This window comes from Streptomyces sp. NPDC051684 (assembly GCF_044453445.1).
Lineage (GTDB): Bacteria > Actinomycetota > Actinomycetes > Streptomycetales > Streptomycetaceae > Streptomyces.
In genome coordinates this window covers 284,790-300,264 of record NZ_JBITCS010000003.1, presented here as the reverse complement: position 1 = coordinate 300,264, position 15,475 = coordinate 284,790, and the positions used below count along the sequence as shown (strand labels likewise).

The 15,475-nt window shown below is 71.7% G+C and carries 16 protein-coding genes and 1 tRNA gene; 10 read left to right on the top strand and 7 right to left on the bottom strand.

Annotation, left to right across the window (positions count from 1 at the left end):
• Positions 1-36: 36 nt before the first annotated feature.
• Together ACIA8D_RS05645 and ACIA8D_RS05640 are read right to left on the bottom strand one after the other, a co-directional pair.
• A complete protein-coding gene (locus ACIA8D_RS05645) occupies positions 37-1,215 on the bottom strand; it encodes an HTTM domain-containing protein (RefSeq protein ID WP_399228951.1) in 1,179 nt (392 codons plus the stop codon).
• A gap of 32 nt (positions 1,216-1,247) precedes the next feature.
• A complete protein-coding gene (locus tag ACIA8D_RS05640) occupies positions 1,248-2,039 on the bottom strand; it encodes a DUF5819 family protein (RefSeq protein WP_399228949.1) in 792 nt (263 codons plus the stop codon).
• Between the two features lie 411 nt (positions 2,040-2,450).
• Here ACIA8D_RS05640 and paaA point away from each other — a divergent pair, with 411 nt between their 5' ends.
• The 6 genes from paaA (at position 2,451) to ACIA8D_RS05610 (ending at position 7,530) form a co-directional block, all read left to right on the top strand.
• Entirely contained in the window at positions 2,451-3,470 is a 1,020-nt protein-coding gene (paaA, locus tag ACIA8D_RS05635; RefSeq protein WP_399228947.1) for a 1,2-phenylacetyl-CoA epoxidase subunit PaaA, read from the top strand.
• Entirely contained in the window at positions 3,467-3,802 is a 336-nt protein-coding gene (gene paaB, locus ACIA8D_RS05630) for a 1,2-phenylacetyl-CoA epoxidase subunit PaaB (RefSeq protein ID WP_399228945.1), read from the top strand. Before paaA ends, paaB begins: the two co-directional genes overlap by 4 nt.
• A gap of 32 nt (positions 3,803-3,834) precedes the next feature.
• A complete protein-coding gene (paaC, locus tag ACIA8D_RS05625) occupies positions 3,835-4,536 on the top strand; it encodes a 1,2-phenylacetyl-CoA epoxidase subunit PaaC (protein WP_399228943.1) in 702 nt (233 codons plus the stop codon).
• Positions 4,530-5,117: a 1,2-phenylacetyl-CoA epoxidase subunit PaaD gene (gene paaD / locus ACIA8D_RS05620; RefSeq protein ID WP_399228941.1), complete on the top strand. Its 588-nt coding sequence runs from the start codon at positions 4,530-4,532 to the stop codon at positions 5,115-5,117. Before paaC ends, paaD begins: the two co-directional genes overlap by 7 nt.
• Positions 5,117-6,226, top strand: coding sequence for a 1,2-phenylacetyl-CoA epoxidase subunit PaaE (paaE, locus tag ACIA8D_RS05615; protein ID WP_399228939.1), 1,110 nt, complete (start codon positions 5,117-5,119; stop codon positions 6,224-6,226). Before paaD ends, paaE begins: the two co-directional genes overlap by 1 nt.
• Before the next feature lie 149 nt (positions 6,227-6,375).
• Entirely contained in the window at positions 6,376-7,530 is a 1,155-nt protein-coding gene (locus tag ACIA8D_RS05610) for an acyl-CoA dehydrogenase family protein (RefSeq protein WP_399228938.1), read from the top strand.
• A 27-nt stretch (positions 7,531-7,557) separates the two neighbouring features.
• Here ACIA8D_RS05610 and ACIA8D_RS05605 read toward each other — a convergent pair whose 3' ends face one another.
• From ACIA8D_RS05605 to ACIA8D_RS05590, 4 genes are all read right to left on the bottom strand, one after another.
• Positions 7,558-7,887 carry a rhodanese-like domain-containing protein gene (locus tag ACIA8D_RS05605; protein ID WP_399229109.1) on the bottom strand — a complete coding sequence of 110 codons (330 nt, stop codon included), beginning with the start codon at positions 7,885-7,887 and terminating at the stop codon, positions 7,558-7,560.
• A 65-nt stretch (positions 7,888-7,952) separates the two neighbouring features.
• Positions 7,953-8,855: a J domain-containing protein gene (locus tag ACIA8D_RS05600; protein WP_399228935.1), complete on the bottom strand. Its 903-nt coding sequence runs from the start codon at positions 8,853-8,855 to the stop codon at positions 7,953-7,955.
• A gap of 106 nt (positions 8,856-8,961) precedes the next feature.
• Positions 8,962-10,413 (bottom strand): DUF2252 domain-containing protein, encoded by a 1,452-nt coding sequence (locus ACIA8D_RS05595; protein ID WP_399229108.1) that lies wholly within the window; start codon positions 10,411-10,413, stop codon positions 8,962-8,964.
• A 198-nt stretch (positions 10,414-10,611) separates the two neighbouring features.
• Complete coding sequence (locus tag ACIA8D_RS05590) at positions 10,612-11,001, bottom strand: winged helix-turn-helix transcriptional regulator (RefSeq protein ID WP_399229106.1); 390 nt, start codon at positions 10,999-11,001, stop codon at positions 10,612-10,614.
• A gap of 149 nt (positions 11,002-11,150) precedes the next feature.
• On the opposite strand from ACIA8D_RS05590, the gene ACIA8D_RS05585 reads away from it, so the two are divergent.
• Positions 11,151-11,804, top strand: a complete 654-nt coding sequence (locus ACIA8D_RS05585; RefSeq protein WP_399228933.1) for an FMN-dependent NADH-azoreductase — start codon at positions 11,151-11,153, stop codon at positions 11,802-11,804.
• Positions 11,805-11,964: 160 nt separating this feature from the next.
• On the opposite strand, the gene ACIA8D_RS05580 is transcribed toward ACIA8D_RS05585, so the two are convergent.
• Positions 11,965-12,047, bottom strand: a tRNA-Leu gene (locus ACIA8D_RS05580).
• A 335-nt stretch (positions 12,048-12,382) separates the two neighbouring features.
• Between ACIA8D_RS05580 and ACIA8D_RS05575 the strand changes: the two genes are divergently transcribed.
• The 3 genes from ACIA8D_RS05575 (at position 12,383) to ACIA8D_RS05565 (ending at position 15,460) form a co-directional block, all read left to right on the top strand.
• The gene (locus ACIA8D_RS05575; RefSeq protein ID WP_399228932.1) at positions 12,383-13,240 is read left to right on the top strand and encodes an FhaA domain-containing protein; all 858 of its coding nucleotides are present in this window, start codon (positions 12,383-12,385) and stop codon (positions 13,238-13,240) included.
• A gap of 10 nt (positions 13,241-13,250) precedes the next feature.
• Entirely contained in the window at positions 13,251-13,772 is a 522-nt protein-coding gene (locus ACIA8D_RS05570; RefSeq protein ID WP_385759148.1) for an FHA domain-containing protein, read from the top strand.
• A gap of 158 nt (positions 13,773-13,930) precedes the next feature.
• Positions 13,931-15,460 (top strand): Stp1/IreP family PP2C-type Ser/Thr phosphatase, encoded by a 1,530-nt coding sequence (locus ACIA8D_RS05565; protein WP_399228930.1) that lies wholly within the window; start codon positions 13,931-13,933, stop codon positions 15,458-15,460.
• Positions 15,461-15,475: the final 15 nt, after the last annotated feature.

Sequence of the window (15,475 nt, the reverse complement as noted above, 5' to 3'; positions counted from 1 at the left end):
CCGTCCGCCGCACTCGTCCCTTTCACGTCGGGAAGCCTACGTGCGCACGGCCGACTGCTCCGCCGCCACCTTCTCGCCGTCGGCCGCCACCAGCGGGCCGGTCGCGGCCGGCGCCTTCGTAGCGGAGAAAACGCGACTACGCGCGCGTGCGACCCAACCGCCGACGCGCACCAGGAAGGACGTCGGCAGGAACACCGCGTCCGCGGCGATCATCGCGAGCGAGAAGAAGGGCAGCCCGAGCACGACGGCGATGACCGCGTGCTCCAGGATCATGAACACCAGCAGGACGTTCTTGAGGCGCCGGTTGAAGACGGTGAACGGAAAGGCGACCTGCACGGCCACGGTCCCGTACGTCACGAGCAGCACCATCGGCCCGAAGGTGGTCAGCAGGTCGCCCAGGGCGGGCCAGGGCGAGAAGTAGTCCAGGTGGAGCGGGTAGTAGACCGCGGTGCCGTCCTGCCAGCGGCTCCCCTGGATCTTGTACCAGCCCGCCGTCGCGTAGATCAGACACGCCTCGACCATCACCACGAGCAGCCCGGCGTTGTGCATCAGGTTGGCGACGACGTCGCACAGGAGACGCGAATCGCCCCGCGCGTCGCGGCGGTTCACGAGCCACCACAGCGCCTGGGCCGCCCACATGCCCCAGAAGAACAGCAGCCAGCCGCCGCCGACCTGCCCGGTGAACGTGATCGCGGCGAGCACGAGACCAATGGCCCACCACAGCACGATGCCGAACCGGTCCTCGGCCCCGCGCCGCAGCCTGCGGGCGTCCAGCGACCAGACCTGACCGCACCTCGTGAAGACGAGGTAGATCGACATCAGGTGGATGACGTTGTCGCCGCCGTCCCCGATGAACACGCTGCGGTTCTGCAGGGACAGCACACCGATCATGAAGACGACCGACATGGTGCGAGTGCGCCAGCCCAGCATCAGCAGCGCGGACGACACCACCGCCACTGTGTAGACCAGCTCGAACCAGCCCTGCCTGTCGGACCACATGAGCGCGCTGAACGCTTGGTTGTCCGCGGTGAGCTGCTGCGCCATGCCCCAGCTCCACGGCCCGTCGGGGCCGTACATCTCCTGGCGGTGCGGGAACTCGCGCAGCAGGAAGAGCAGCCAGGTCGCGGAGAACCCGATGCGGATCACGGCGCTCTGGTAGGGGGCGAGCGCGGACGCGGTGATCCGCTGGAGGCCGTCGCCCAACTTCTGCTGCATGCGGTCGATCCGCCCCACGGGAAGCGCGCCGTTCATCGGTCACCGCCCGTCGAGGAGTCCGCGGAGAAGTCCGCAGAGCCCGACGAGTCCGTCGAGCCCGTCGAGGACTGCACCCGCACGCGCGTGCCGCTGTCGAGCGGCGCGTCGCTGGAGGTGACCGTCCACCACGGCACCTGCCGGTACACCGGCTTCTGGTTCACCTTCTCGTCACTCCACTTCGGGGGCGCGACACTGGTCGTCTTCGAGCGGATCTGGACGCGCTCCACGGTCTCGCCCTTGCCAGCGGCGCCGAGCCGGTCGAGGCGCAGCACGAGGATGCGGCGCAGGTACTGCTCGGACAGGGTGCCGCGCAGACCGTTGGGCCGGTTCTGCGCGTCGTGCGTGCCCGTGTAGATGTCCCAGGCGCGGCGCAGCTCGTTCTGCTGGGTGTGGCTGGGCAGCAGGTTCCCGTCGATGGCGGCGCCGTCCTGCGCGGACAGCCCGTACCAACGGGTCGCGCGCAGCTCGCCGTCGGGCGTACGCACCTCGGCGCGGGCCTCCACCGCGATGTTCTGCTGCAACGGGTTGGGCGCGAACAGCTTCCAGTTCTGCTCGAACTCCGGGTAGACCCACGCGCCGACCAGCGCACCATGCTGCTTGCTGAGCGTGTTCGACGGCGCGACGTGCAGGAACACCATGAGGATGTGCACGCAGGTGAAGAGCGCGACGCCGATGAGGGCGAGGACGGCGGTCAGCTGGTGGCCGGGGGAGAGCGCCGCGAGGCCGCGCCGCTCGGGGGCCTGCCCGTCGCCCGGCCCAGTGCCCGACGGACTCGACGACTCCAATGGCTCAGACGGCTCCGACGGCTCAGATAGCTCGGACGGCTCCGACAGACGGGGTCGCGGCGGAGCCGCCGGCTCCGTCGTGAGCCGGGCGCCCTCGTCCGCGGCGCCTGCTTCTGTCTCCATCGGTGCTCCCCGATCCCGATCCGGTCCTGTCGGCGCCTGGTCCATCCGCCGCTCGGCGCCCCTCGCGACAAACCGGTTCCGAGCCGTCGCCGCGCGAGACGACGCACCGGAACCGTACTGGGGAGCGCCCGCACGGCACAGACGTCCGAGGTTATCCACAGGCCGACCGCACAGGGTTGACACCCTACGGCGCCGAGACTCACCATTGAATCCAATGAACCGAACGATCGGTCGGGAGTTTCTGGCCCCCGCCCGCGGTCGGGCACCCAAGGTCGAGGGGGACCGGGCATGGCGACAGCAACCCCGCACCACGGCGCAGCCGAAGCACGGGCGGACGGCGCCGCCGAGCCGGGCGACGCCGCGTTCCAGGCCGTGTTCGACGCGGCGGTGGCCGCGGACGAGCGCATCGAGCCCCGCGACTGGATGCCCGACGCCTACCGCGCGACGCTCGTGCGCCAGATCGCCCAGCACGCCCACTCCGAGATCATCGGCATGCAGCCGGAGGCGAACTGGATCACGCGCGCCCCTTCGCTGCGCCGCAAGGCGATCCTGATGGCGAAGGTCCAGGACGAGGCGGGGCACGGCCTCTACCTCTACAGCGCGGCGGAGACCCTCGGCACCGGCCGCGACGAGCTGCTCGACAAGCTGCACAGCGGTCGCCAGAAGTACTCCTCGATCTTCAACTACCCGACGCTGACCTGGGCCGACGTGGGAGCGATCGGCTGGCTCGTGGACGGCGCCGCGATCACCAACCAGGTGCCGCTGTGCCGCTGCTCGTACGGCCCGTACGCGCGGGCGATGGTGCGCGTCTGCAAGGAGGAGTCCTTCCACCAGCGACAGGGGTACGAGCTGCTGCTCGCGCTCAGCCGCGGCACCGAGGCCCAGCACGCGATGGCCCAGGACGCCGTGGACCGCTGGTGGTGGCCCTCCCTGATGATGTTCGGCCCGCCCGACGACGAGTCGGCGCACTCGGCCCAGTCGATGGAGTGGAAGATCAAGCGCCACTCGAACGACGAGCTGCGCCAGCGCTTCGTGGACATCTGCGTCCCCCAGGCCGAATCGCTCGGGCTCACGCTCCCCGACCCCGAACTGAAGTGGAACGAGGAGCGCGGGCAGCACGATTTCGGGCCCATCGACTGGTCGGAGTTCAAGGCGGTCCTCAAGGGCAACGGCCCGTGCAACGAACAGCGCATCACCCAGCGCAGGCGCGCCCACGAAGAGGGCGCGTGGGTGCGCGAGGCCGCCGCGGCCCACGCGGCCAAGCACGCCCCGTCCGGCACGGCGACGCGAGAAGGCAGGGCGGCATGAACGACACCCCGAGCAGCGCCACCGGCACCACATCCGGCACCACATCCGGCACCGCGGACTGGCCCCTGTGGGAGGTCTTCGTGCGATCCCGCCGCGGCCTCTCCCACACGCACGCCGGGAGCCTGCACGCCCCGGACGCGGAGCTGGCGCTGCGCAACGCGCGCGACCTCTACACCCGCCGCGGCGAGGGCGTCTCCCTGTGGGTCGTGCCGTCCGCCGCGATCACCGCCTCGTCGCCCGACGAGAAGGACCCCTTCTTCGAGTCGGCCGCCGACAAGCCCTACCGGCACCCGACGTTCTACGAGATCCCGGAAGGGGTGAAGCACCTGTGACGCGGCCCGGCACACACGACACGGCGGACACCATGTCCGCCGCCCTGGCCCTCGGCGACGACGCCCTGGTGCTCTCGCACCGCCTGGGGGAGTGGGCGGGGCACGCCCCGGTCCTCGAAGAGGAGGTCGCCCTCGCGAACATCGCCCTCGACCTGCTCGGCCAGGCCCGCGTCCTGCTGGGCATGGCCGGTGACGAGGACGAGCTGGCGTACCTGCGCGAGGAGCGCGCCTTCCGCAACGTACAGCTGGTCGAGCAGCCGAACGGGGACTTCGCCCACACCATCGTCCGGCAGCTCTACTTCTCGACCTACCAGCAGCTCCTCTACGCCGAACTGGCCGAGACGGAGACCGAGTTCGCTCCCCTGGCCGCCAAGGCGGTCAAGGAAGTCGCCTACCACCAGGACCACGCCCGGCAGTGGACGCTGCGCCTCGGCGACGGCACGGACGAGAGCCACACACGGATGCAGCGCGCGGTCGACGCACTGTGGCGGTACACCGGCGAGCTGTTCCAGCCGGTCCCCGGCCTGGACGTCGACACACAGGGCCTGCGAGCGGCCTGGACCACCGGCGTCACCGGCACGCTGCGAGAGGCGACACTGATCGTGCCCGAGGGCCCGCAGCTCGGCGCCTGGAGCGCGGGAGCCGGACGGCAGGGCGTGCACACCGAAGCCTTCGGCCGGATGCTCGCCGAGATGCAGCACCTGCACCGCAGCCACCCGGGGGCGTCATGGTGACCACGGCGCGCACCCACCAGGACCAGCGGGACCAGCAGGACCGGGCCGAGCGGGAGACCCCGCTCGAAGCCGAACTGCGCAGGCTGGCCGGGTCCGTGCCCGACCCCGAGCTGCCCGTCCTGAACCTGGAGGAGCTGGGCGTACTGCGCGCCGTGCACACCCGCGGGCCCGACCGCGTGGAGGTCGAGCTGAGCCCGACGTACACCGGGTGCCCCGCGATCGAGACCATGTCGGCCGACATCGAGCGGGTGCTGCACGAGCACGGCATCGCCGAGGTCACCGTCCGCCCGGTGCTCGCCCCGGCCTGGTCGACGGACGACATCACGGCCGAAGGCCGCCGCAAGCTGCGGGAGTTCGGCATAGCGCCGCCGCGGACGACACGCGCACCCGCGGGCCCGGTCGCCGTCTCCCTCGGCCCCACCCGGCACACCGCCTCCCCGCCCGATGCCGAGCCGATCGCCTGCCCGCACTGCGGGTCGACGGAGACCGAGCTGCTGAGCCGGTTCTCCTCCACCGCCTGCAAGGCGCTGCGCCGCTGCCTGTCCTGCCGCGAGCCCTTCGACCACTTCAAGGAGCTGTGATGGCGAGCGAAGGGGGACGGGCCCGCTTCCACCGGCTTCGCGTCGCGGCGGTCGACCGGCTCACCAACGACTCCGTGGCGCTGACCCTCGCCGTGCCGCCCGCGCTGCGCGAGGCCTACCGCTTCACGCCTGGACAGCACCTCGCCCTGCGCCGCACCGTGGGCGGAGCGGAGATCCGGCGCACGTACTCGATCTGCTCGACCGCCCCCGCCCGGGAGGCTCCGAGCAGCCTCCGGGTCGGCGTGCGCCTGGTCGACGACGGCGCCTTCTCCACGTACGCGCACAAGGAGATCGCCGTCGGCGACGAGCTGGAGGTGATGACCCCGGCCGGCCGCTTCACCCTCGACCCCACGCCCGACACCGCCTCGGCGCACTACGCCGCGGTGGTCGGCGGCAGCGGCATCACACCGGTCCTGTCCATCGCCGGCACCCTCCTGGAGCGGGCGCCGCATGCGCGGTTCTGCCTGATACGCAGCGACCGCAGCACCGCGTCGACGATGTTCCTGGAGGAGGTGGCCGACCTGAAGGACCGGTACCCGGACCGGTTCCAGCTGGTCACCGTGCTCTCCCGGGAGGAGCAGCAGGCGGGCCTGGCGTCCGGCCGGCTCGACCAGGCGCGGCTCGCGGAACTGCTGCCCGCGCTGCTCCCGGTGGAGCGGGTGGCGGGCTGGTACCTGTGCGGGCCGTACGGGCTCGTGCAGAGCGCCGAGCGGGCGCTGCGCGCGCTCGGCGTGCGGCGGGAGCGCGTCCACGAGGAGATATTCCACGTCGACGAGGGCCCCTCGGCCCGGGACCGGCGGGCCGCCCCGGCCCCCCACACGCCCACTCCCGCGCACAGCATGGTGACGGCGCAGCTCGACGGCCGCTCGGGCAGCTGGCCCGTCCAGGACGGCGAGTCCCTCCTGGAGACCGTGCTGCGCAACCGGCCGGACGCGCCGTACGCCTGCAAGGGCGGCGTCTGCGGGACCTGCCGCGCGTTCCTGGTCTCCGGCTCGATCCGCATGGACCGGAACTTCGCACTGGAGGCCGAGGAGACGGAGGCGGGCTACGTGCTGGCCTGTCAGTCGCATCCGACCACGGAAAAGGTGCAACTGGACTTCGACCGCTGAACCCGCCGAGCCCACCGAACGCCTGAGGCCCGGGCCTCCTGTTCCCTTCTCGTAGAACTTGTTCTATCTTGACGACCCGTCAGATCGCGGGCGCGATACGGCAGGTACGGCACGAACTGCACGATCGGCAGTAACGGGAGGAAAGGCCAGTGGACTTCACCTTCTCCGAGGAGCAACAGGCGGCCGTCGAGGCGGCGCAGGCGGTGTTCGGGCCGGTCGCGCCGGACGGCGTGCCCAGCCCCTCGCTCACCTCGGGCGCGGTCGCCGAGGACTTCGACCGGGCGCTGTGGGCGAAGGCCGCCGACGCCGATCTGCTCAGCCTGCTGATCGGCCCTGAACACGGCGGGGCAGGGCTCGACGCCATCGCGCTCTGCCTGGTGCTGCGCGAATCGGCGAAGGTCCTCGCCCGGATCCCGCTGCTCGAACACAGCGCGGCCGCGACGGTCGTACAGGCCTGCGGCGGAGCCGAGTTGCGGCAGGAGATCCTCCCCGGCGCCGCACGCGGCGAGCTCGTGCTGACCGTCGCCTCCGCGGGCCGCACCGGACACGACCCCGCCGAACTGGCCGTCACCGCACGCAAGGAGACCGACGCGGACCCGCGGACCTGGGTGCTCGACGGCGTGCAGACGGCCGTGCCCTGGGCCTTCGGCGCCGACCGGATCCTCGTCCCGGCCCACACCGGCGAGGGCGAAGCGGTGCTCGCGGTGCTCCCCGGGCCGTTCTCCGACGTACCGGGGCTCACGCTCGCCGAGCAGCTGTCGACGACCGGGGAGCGCCAGGCCGAGCTGCGCCTGGACGGCGTGCGCGTCGAGGCACGGCACGTCATCGAGGACCCCACGGCCTGGTCCCGCCTGCACGATCTGCTCGCCACCGGGACCTGCGCGCTCGCGCTCGGCCTCGGCGAGGGCGTCCTGAAGATGACCAGTGACTACGCGGGCAAGCGCGAGCAGTTCGGCCACCCCATCGCCACGTTCCAGGCCGTGGCCGTGCAGGCCGCCGACCGCTACATCGACCTGCGCGCCATGGAGGCCACCCTGTGGCAGGCGGCCTGGCGCATCAGCAGCGGGGCAAGCGGCCCGCTACCGGTCTCGGGGGACGTGGCGGTCGCCAAGACCTGGGCGTCCGACGGCGTACGACGCGTCGTGCAGACCGCACAGCACCTGCACGGCGGCTTCGGCGCGGACACGGACTACCCGCTGCACCGCTATCACGCGTGGGCCAAGCACCTGGAGCTCTCGCTCGGCCCGGCCGCCGCCCACGAGGAGGCACTCGGCGACCTGCTGGCGGCGCACCCCCTGGGCTGACGGGCTGAGCGGCCCGGCAAGCAGGGCTCAGGCCACGGCGCCCGGCTGCCCGTTGTCGTCGACGACGGGGCGGCCGGCCGCCTCCCACGCCTGCATGCCGCCGTCGACGTTCGCCGCGTCGACGCCCTGCTGCGCCAGATACATCGTCACCTGGGCGGAGCGCCCGCCGGAGCGGCAGATCACGTTGACCCGGCCGTCCTGCGGCGCCGCCTCGGTCAACTCGCCGTAGCGGGCGACGAATTCGCTCATCGGAATGTGCAGCGCACCCGCCGCGTGACCCGCCTGCCACTCGTCGTCCTCACGGACGTCGAGGAGGAAGTCCTCTTCCTTGAGCTCGTCGACAGCGACCGTGGGCACACCAGAACCGAAAACCATGCCCCCGACGCTACCCTCTCGGGCCACCGGCCCAGGCACCACCGGCCTCAGGAGGCGGTCAGCCGCTCCAGCTCGGCCTCCTGCTCGGCGACCTGCGCGAGCAGTTTCTCGGCGATCTCGTCGAGCAAGGTGTCCGGGTCGTCGGGAGCCATCCGCAGCATCGAGCCGATCGCGCTCTCCTCCAGCTCCTTCGCCACGGCCGTGAGCAGCTCCTTGCGCTGCGCCAGCCACTCGAGGCGGGCGTACAGCTCGTCGCTCTCGGACGGCTGCTGCTCGGCCGGCGCCGGCCCCTTGTCCCACTCCTCGGCCAGCTCACGCAGCAACGCCGCGTCACCCCGGCCGTACGCCGCGTTCACCCGGGAGATGAACTCGTCGCGGCGCTCGCGCTCCGCGTCGTCCTGCGCCAGGTCCGGGTGCGCCTTGCGGGCCAGCTCGCGGTAGAGCTTGCGGGCCTCCTCGCTGGGCCGCACCCGCTGCGGCGGCCGCACCGGCTGATCGGTCAGCATCGCGGTGGCCTCGGGGAACAGCCCGTCCCCGTCCATCCACCCGTGGAACAGTTCCTCGACGCCCGGCATCGGCAGCACCCGCGCCCGCGCCTCGTCGGCCTTGCGGCGGTCCTCCGGGTCACCGCTCCGGGCCGCCAGCGCCTCGGCGATCAACGCCTCCAGCTCGTCGAGCCGCGTGTACATCGGCCCGAGCTTCTGGTGGTGCAGCCGCGAGAAGTTCTCCACCTCGACCCGGAAGGTCTCCACGGCGATCTCGAACTCGATCAACGCCTGCTCGGCAGCGCGCACGGCCCGCTCGAGGCGCTCCTCGGGCCGCTGCGCGGCCTGCTCCGCGTCGCGCTGTTCGGCCCGCTCGTTGAGGCGCTCCTTCAGGCGGTCCTTGAGGCGCTCCCGAGGTTGCTCCTCCGGCTGCCCTGCCACATCGTCGGTCTCCGGGGTCGTCACACGACCAGCGTAGGGCACGGTGTTGACCGGGCCGGAACGGCCGCGGGCAGCCCCTTCCTCGGCGACGCCGCCCTCGGCGGAACCGCCCGCTCCGCGGCCGCCGGCCTCAGACCCCCGCCTCGGCCGCCACCCGGCCCTCGCGCACGGCCCGCACCAGCTCCCCGTGGTCCGCCTCGGTCCGGTCCGCGTAGGCGACGGCGAACGCGGCCACCGCCTCGTCCAGCTCCTCGTTCTTGCCGCAGTACCCGGCGACGAGCCGCGGGTCCGCGCTGTGCGCGTGGGCACGGGCGAGCAGGGCTCCGGTCATCCGGGCGTAGTCGTCGACCTGGTCGGCGGCGAGGGCGGCCGGGTCGACGCTGCCCTTGCGGTTCCTGAACTGCCGCACCTGGAAAGGGTGTTCGTCGACCGTGGTCCAGCCGAGCAGGATGTCGCTGACGACCTGCATCCGCTTCTGCCCGAGCACCACCCGCCGGCCCTCGTGCTCCACGGGCTCCGCCGCGAACCCGGCCGCGGGCAGGTGCGGCAGCAGCGCCGAGGCCCGCGCCTCCTTCACCTGCAGCACGAGCGGCTCGCCCCGGTGGTCGAGGAGCAGCACCACGTAGGAGCGGGTGCCGACGCTGCCGGTGCCGACGACGCGGAACGCCACGTCGTGGATCGCGTACCGCCCGAGCAGCGGCAGCCGGTCCGCGGACAGCGTCTCCAGATAGGGGCCGAGCGCGCTCGCGACCGCCGCGGCCTCCCCGTCGGGCACCGAGCGCAGCACCGGCGGTGCGTCCACGAACCGCCGACCGCCGCCGTCGACGGCGACCGTGGACTTGGCCGCGAACCGTCCGCTGGTGTTCCTGCTGGCCTTCTCGGAGACCCGCTCCAGGGTGCCGAGCAGGTCGCGGGCGTTCGCGTGGGAGACGAGCTCCTCGTCGGCGATCGCGTTCCACGCCTCCAAGGTGGGGAGCTTCGCGAGGAGCCGCATGGTGCGCCGGTAGGCGCCGACGGCGTCGTGCGCCGCTTCCTCGCAGGTGTCCTCGTCGGCGCCCGCCTCCCGGCCCGCGAGCACGAGCGAGGTGGCGAGCCGCTTCAGGTCCCATTCCCAGGGGCCGTGCACCGTCTCGTCGAAGTCGTTCAGGTCGATGACGAGGCCGCCGCGCGCGTCCGCGTACAGGCCGAAGTTGGCCGCGTGCGCGTCACCGCAGATCTGGGCGCCGATACCGGTCACCGGCGTGCGCGCGAGGTCGTACGCCATCAGTCCCGCCGAGCCGCGCAGGAACGCGAAGGGGGTGGCGGCCATGCGTCCGACGCGGATCGGCGTGAGCTCGGGGATCCTGCCGCGGCTCGACTCCTCGACGGCGGCCGGCCCGTCCGGCCGGTCCGGGTCCACCGCGAAGTCCCGGTGCGCGCCGCGCGGCACCTTCCCGCGCAGCGCCTTGCCCATCGTCTTGGGGGAGCCGCCCGATTCCTCGGCCGCCGCGGCGAACCCCGGCACCCGCGGCAGCCGCCGCGCCCCGACCGCTCCGATCGCTCCGGCCTTCGCGTCCTTCGCCGCCCCGCCCTGCCGCGGCACCGCCACGTGTTCCGATCCGCCCACGACCGACCGCCTCCCCCGTCCCGTACGAACGTCGCGCACGAGGCCGCCCCCGCACGTCGCGTGTAATCGGTGACGACCGTACCGCCGCTCCGGGAAACCCGTCAGGGCCTGTGGAAAACCCTCAGCACGTGCACAACTCGCTCACTCCGCGGGCCCGTTCCACCGCCGCCCGCGCTATTTCCGGAACTCCTCCGGGCACGTGCCGCCCTCGGCCCCCAGGTACTTCCCGGCCCAGTCCCCCAGCTCCCGCAGCGCGGGCTGCAACGCGGCGCCCGCCGCCGAGAGCCGGTACGAGACCCGCAGCGGCGGCCCCTCGTCGACCTGCCGCACGACGAGACCGGCCGCTCCGAGCTCGGTCAGCCGGTCGGAGAGCATCCGCTCGCTGATGCCGGGGATGGCCCTGCGCAGGTCCGCGAAGTGTCTCGGCCCGCTCATCAGGACGGACACGATCAGCCCCGTCCACCGCTTGCCCAGCAGTCCGAAGACGCGCGTCATGCCGATGTCGACCGTCGAACACCTCTGGGGTTCGTGGGTCACGACGTCTCCCGCGCACGCCTCGCTCATGTCTTCCCCGCTGCCCACCATGCCTCCAGGGTACTGCGTTCCCGTACGGGGGTGAAAAAAAGTAAGCCCCTGTGCTATTACTAGTTACATACTCAATTACCGCGCCCTCAATCCTCGTGGGGCGCACTCAACCCGCACGGGAGACAACCATGGCCACCCTCCTCCACATCGACTCCTCCGTCTTCGACGGCCAGGCATCCGCGTCCCGTGCCGTCACGGACGCCTTCCGCAAGGCCTGGCAGGAGCAGCACCCCGAGGGCACCGTCGTCTACCGCGACCTGGCCGCCACCCCGGTGCCGCACATCACCGCCGACGCCCACGTGGCCGGCTTCGTCCCCGCCGACGCCCACACGCCGGAGCAGGCCGCCGCCTTCGCCGAGCGCGTCAAGCTCATCGAGGAGCTGGAGCAGGCGGACGCCATCCTGATCGGCGCCCCCATGTACAACTTCTCGATCCCCTCCACGCTGAAGGCATGGCTGGACAACGTGATCCTCATGGGCCGCACCTCCGGCCCCGAGACCCAGTCCGCCAAGGGCACCCCGGTCACCGTCGTCGCCAGCCGCGGTGGCTCCTACGCGCCGGGCACCCCGCGCGAGGGCTTCGAGTACGTGCAGAACTTCCTGGGCGCGACCCTGCGCGACGGCCTCGGCCTCGACCTGGACTTCATCGTCCCGGAGCTGACCATGGCCCCGCAGAACCCGGCGATGGCCGAGCTCGTCCCGCTCTTCGAGGCCTCCCGCGACAAGGCCCTCGCGGACGCCGAGGAGAAGGGCAAGGCGCTCGCCTCCCGCTTCGCCGCCTGAGCACGCGCGCACACCCGAGCACGCGCGCGTAGTGGCGTGACATAACCCACAGGGCCCCGCGACCAGTTGGTCGCGGGGCCCTGTGAGCATGCGCACCCGCCGTCAACGACAGGCAACGCAAAAGCCCCGCAGATCCAAGGATCTGCGGGGCTTTTCGCTGTGCGCGAGGGGGGATTTGAACCCCCACGTCCCGAAGGACACTGGCACCTGAAGCCAGCGCGTCTGCCGTTCCGCCACTCGCGCAATCGAGTGTGTCTTCCGAACTCCGTGCCCTTGCGGGCCCTGTGCCTTCCGACGAACAAAACATTAGCACGCTGCGGAGGGTGGATTCACATCCGTTCCCGGGGGCCTCCCAGCGGGCATCCGGAGGGTGGATCGCCCACGTCCCACAGCCGCGTACGGGACACTGTTCGGAGGCCACCTCTACGATCCCCAGACAAGGGGCCCGGTTGAGGGGCTGTGAGCGTCGACACTCATCGAGCAGGCGGACAGGGGGAACCAGCCGATTTCCCGACGCGTGGATACGATCAGTAAGCAGTACCAAGCAGGCAGGACGGCAACGAAGGAGGAGGTGCCCCATGGGAGTCCTGAAGAAGTTTGAACAGCGCCTGGAGGGGCTGGTCAACGGCACCTTCGCCAAGGTCTTCAAGTCCGAGGTGCAGCCCGTCGAGATCGCAGGCGCACTCCAGCGCGAGTGCGACAACAACGCCACGATCTGGAACCGCGACCGGACCGTCGTCCCCAACGACTTCATCGTGGAGCTCAGCGCGCCCGACTACGAGCGCCTGAGCCCCTACTCGGGCCAGCTCGGCGACGAGCTGTCCGGCATGGTGCGCGACTACGCGAAGCAGCAGCGCTACAGCTTCATGGGCCCCATCAAGGTGCACCTGGAGAAGGCGGACGACCTGGACACGGGTCTGTACCGGGTACGCAGCCGCACCCTCGCGTCCTCCACCAGCCAGGACCGGCCCCAGCAGCAGCGCCCCACCCCGGCCGCCCGCCCGAACCAGGCACCCGGTGGCTACGGACACCCGCAGCCCACCGCGGCCCCGCCGATGCCCTCGGCCCCGCCACCGGGCCGCCCGGCGCAGGCCCCCCAGCCGGCGCCCGCGCCGCAAGGACAGCAGCCCGACGCGGGCCCGCTGCCCGGCGCCCGCGTGCGCCACTGGATCGAGATCAATGGCACACGCCACCAGATCTCCCGCGCCACCCTCGTGCTCGGCCGGTCCACCGAGGCCGACGTGCGGATCGACGACCCCGGCGTATCGCGCCGGCACTGCGAGATCCGGACCGGAACGCCCTCGACGATCCAGGATCTCGGATCCACCAACGGCATCGTGGTGGACGGGCAGCACACCACCCGCGCTACGCTCCGCGACGGCTCGCGGATCGTCGTGGGCCAAACCACCATCGTTTACCGGCAAGCCGAAGGGTGAAGCGGGGGCAATGTCAGAGCTGACCCTGACGGTCATGCGGCTGGGTTTCCTGGCCGTTCTGTGGCTGTTCGTGATCGTGGCCGTCCAGGTCATCCGCAGCGACCTGTTCGGTACGCGCGTCACCGCACGCGGCTCACGCCGTGAGAGCGGACGCTCGCAACAGGCCGCACGACAGGCCGCCGCGCCTCCGCAGCAGCGGCAACAGCAGCAAGGGGGCGGTGGCCGCCAACGGCGCGGCGCCCCCAGCAAGCTGGTCGTCTCCGAAGGCACGCTCACCGGCACCACGGTGGCGCTGCAAGGACAGACGATCACGCTCGGCCGTGCGCACGACAGCACGATCGTGCTCGACGACGACTACGCGTCGAGCCGGCATGCCAGGATCTACCCGGACCGGGACGGCCAGTGGATCGTCGAGGACCTCGGGTCCACCAACGGCACGTATCTCGACCGGACCCGCCTCACGACGCCCCAGCCGATCCCGCTGGGCGCGCCGATCCGCATCGGCAAGACCGTCATCGAGCTGCGGAAGTAGTGCTACGTCATGAATGAGCGCGAGCGGAGCGAGCGGGCCGACGCGGACGTCCGGGCCCTTGCTGCCCCGGACCCCGGCGCGCTCCCGACCGGAGGGTGGGCAGTGTGGTTCGACACGACCGGCTGTACCCGGAGTCTGAGCCAGCTGGGCAGGTGCGCATGAGTCTGTCACTGCGCTTCGCCGCCGGATCACACAAAGGCATGATCCGCGAGGGCAACGAGGACTCCGGCTACGCCGGCCCCCGGCTGCTCGCGATCGCCGACGGCATGGGCGGCCAGGCCGCCGGTGAGGTCGCCTCCTCCGAGGTGATCTCCACCATCGTCGCGCTCGACGACGACGTGCCCGGCTCCGACATCCTGACCTCGCTCGGCACCGCCGTGCAGCGGGCCAACGACCAGCTCCGGATGATGGTCGAGGAGGACCCCCAGCTCGAAGGCATGGGGACCACCCTGACCGCACTGCTGTGGACGGGCCAGCGACTCGGCCTCGTACACGTCGGCGACTCGCGCGCCTACCTGCTGCGCGACGGCGTGCTCACGCAGATCACCCAGGACCACACGTGGGTGCAGCGCCTCGTCGACGAGGGCCGCATCACCGAAGAGGAAGCCACCACGCACCCGCAGCGCTCGCTGCTCATGCGCGCGCTCGGCAGCGGCGACCACGTCGAACCCGACCTCTCCATCCGCGAGGTCCGGGCCGGCGACCGGTACCTGATCTGCTCCGACGGCCTGTCCGGCGTCGTCTCCCACCAGACGATGGAGGAGACCCTCGCCAGCTACCAGGGCCCGCAGGAGACGGTCCAGGACCTGATCCAGCTGGCGCTGCGCGGCGGCGGACCCGACAACATCACCGTGATCGTCGCGGACGTCCTCGACATCGACAGCGGGGACACCCTCGCCGGTCACCTCTCGGACGCCCCCGTGATCGTCGGCGCGGTCGCCGAGAACCAGCAGGCGCTGCACGAAGGCAACGCGATGGAGACGCCCGCGGGCCGCGCCGCGGGACTCGGCCGCCAGGCCCCCGGCGGCTCGGGCGGCGGTGGCGGCGAGTTCGGCCCGCCCGACAGCGGCTCCGTCGAGGGCTTCTCCTACTCCGACGAGGACTTCGTCAAGCCGCGGCCGCGCCGCAGGTGGCTCAAGAGATCCCTCTACACGGTGCTCGCGCTCGCCGTCATCGGCGGCGGACTCTACGGCGGCTACCGCTGGACGCAGACGCAGTACTACGTCGGCACCAACGAGGAGCACGTGGCGCTGTACCGCGGCATCAGCCAGGACCTCGCCTGGGTCAGCCTGTCCAAGGTGGACAAGGACCACCCGGAGATCCAGCTCAAGTACCTGCCGCCCTACCAGCGCAAGCAGGTCGACGCGACCATCGCCGAAGGCGACCTCGCCGCCGCCCAGGACAAGATCCAGGAACTCTCCGCGCAGGCCACCGCATGCGAGAAGCAGGCCGCCCGGGACAAGGCCGAGAACGAGAAGAACGCCAAGACCGGCGAGGGCGAAGCGGGCGGAACCTCCACAGGAGGCACGGCGTCCAAGGCGTCGTACCGCACCGTCACACCCACGCCGACCCCGTCGAAGCCGTCCTCGTCGTCGACCGGCAAGTCCAAGACCTCTCCCACGCCCACCCCTGGCCCCACTCTTTCCGAGGAAGAGCAGCAGCTGGCCAAGGCGTGCGCACAGCAGTAGAAGCCGTTGGGGGCC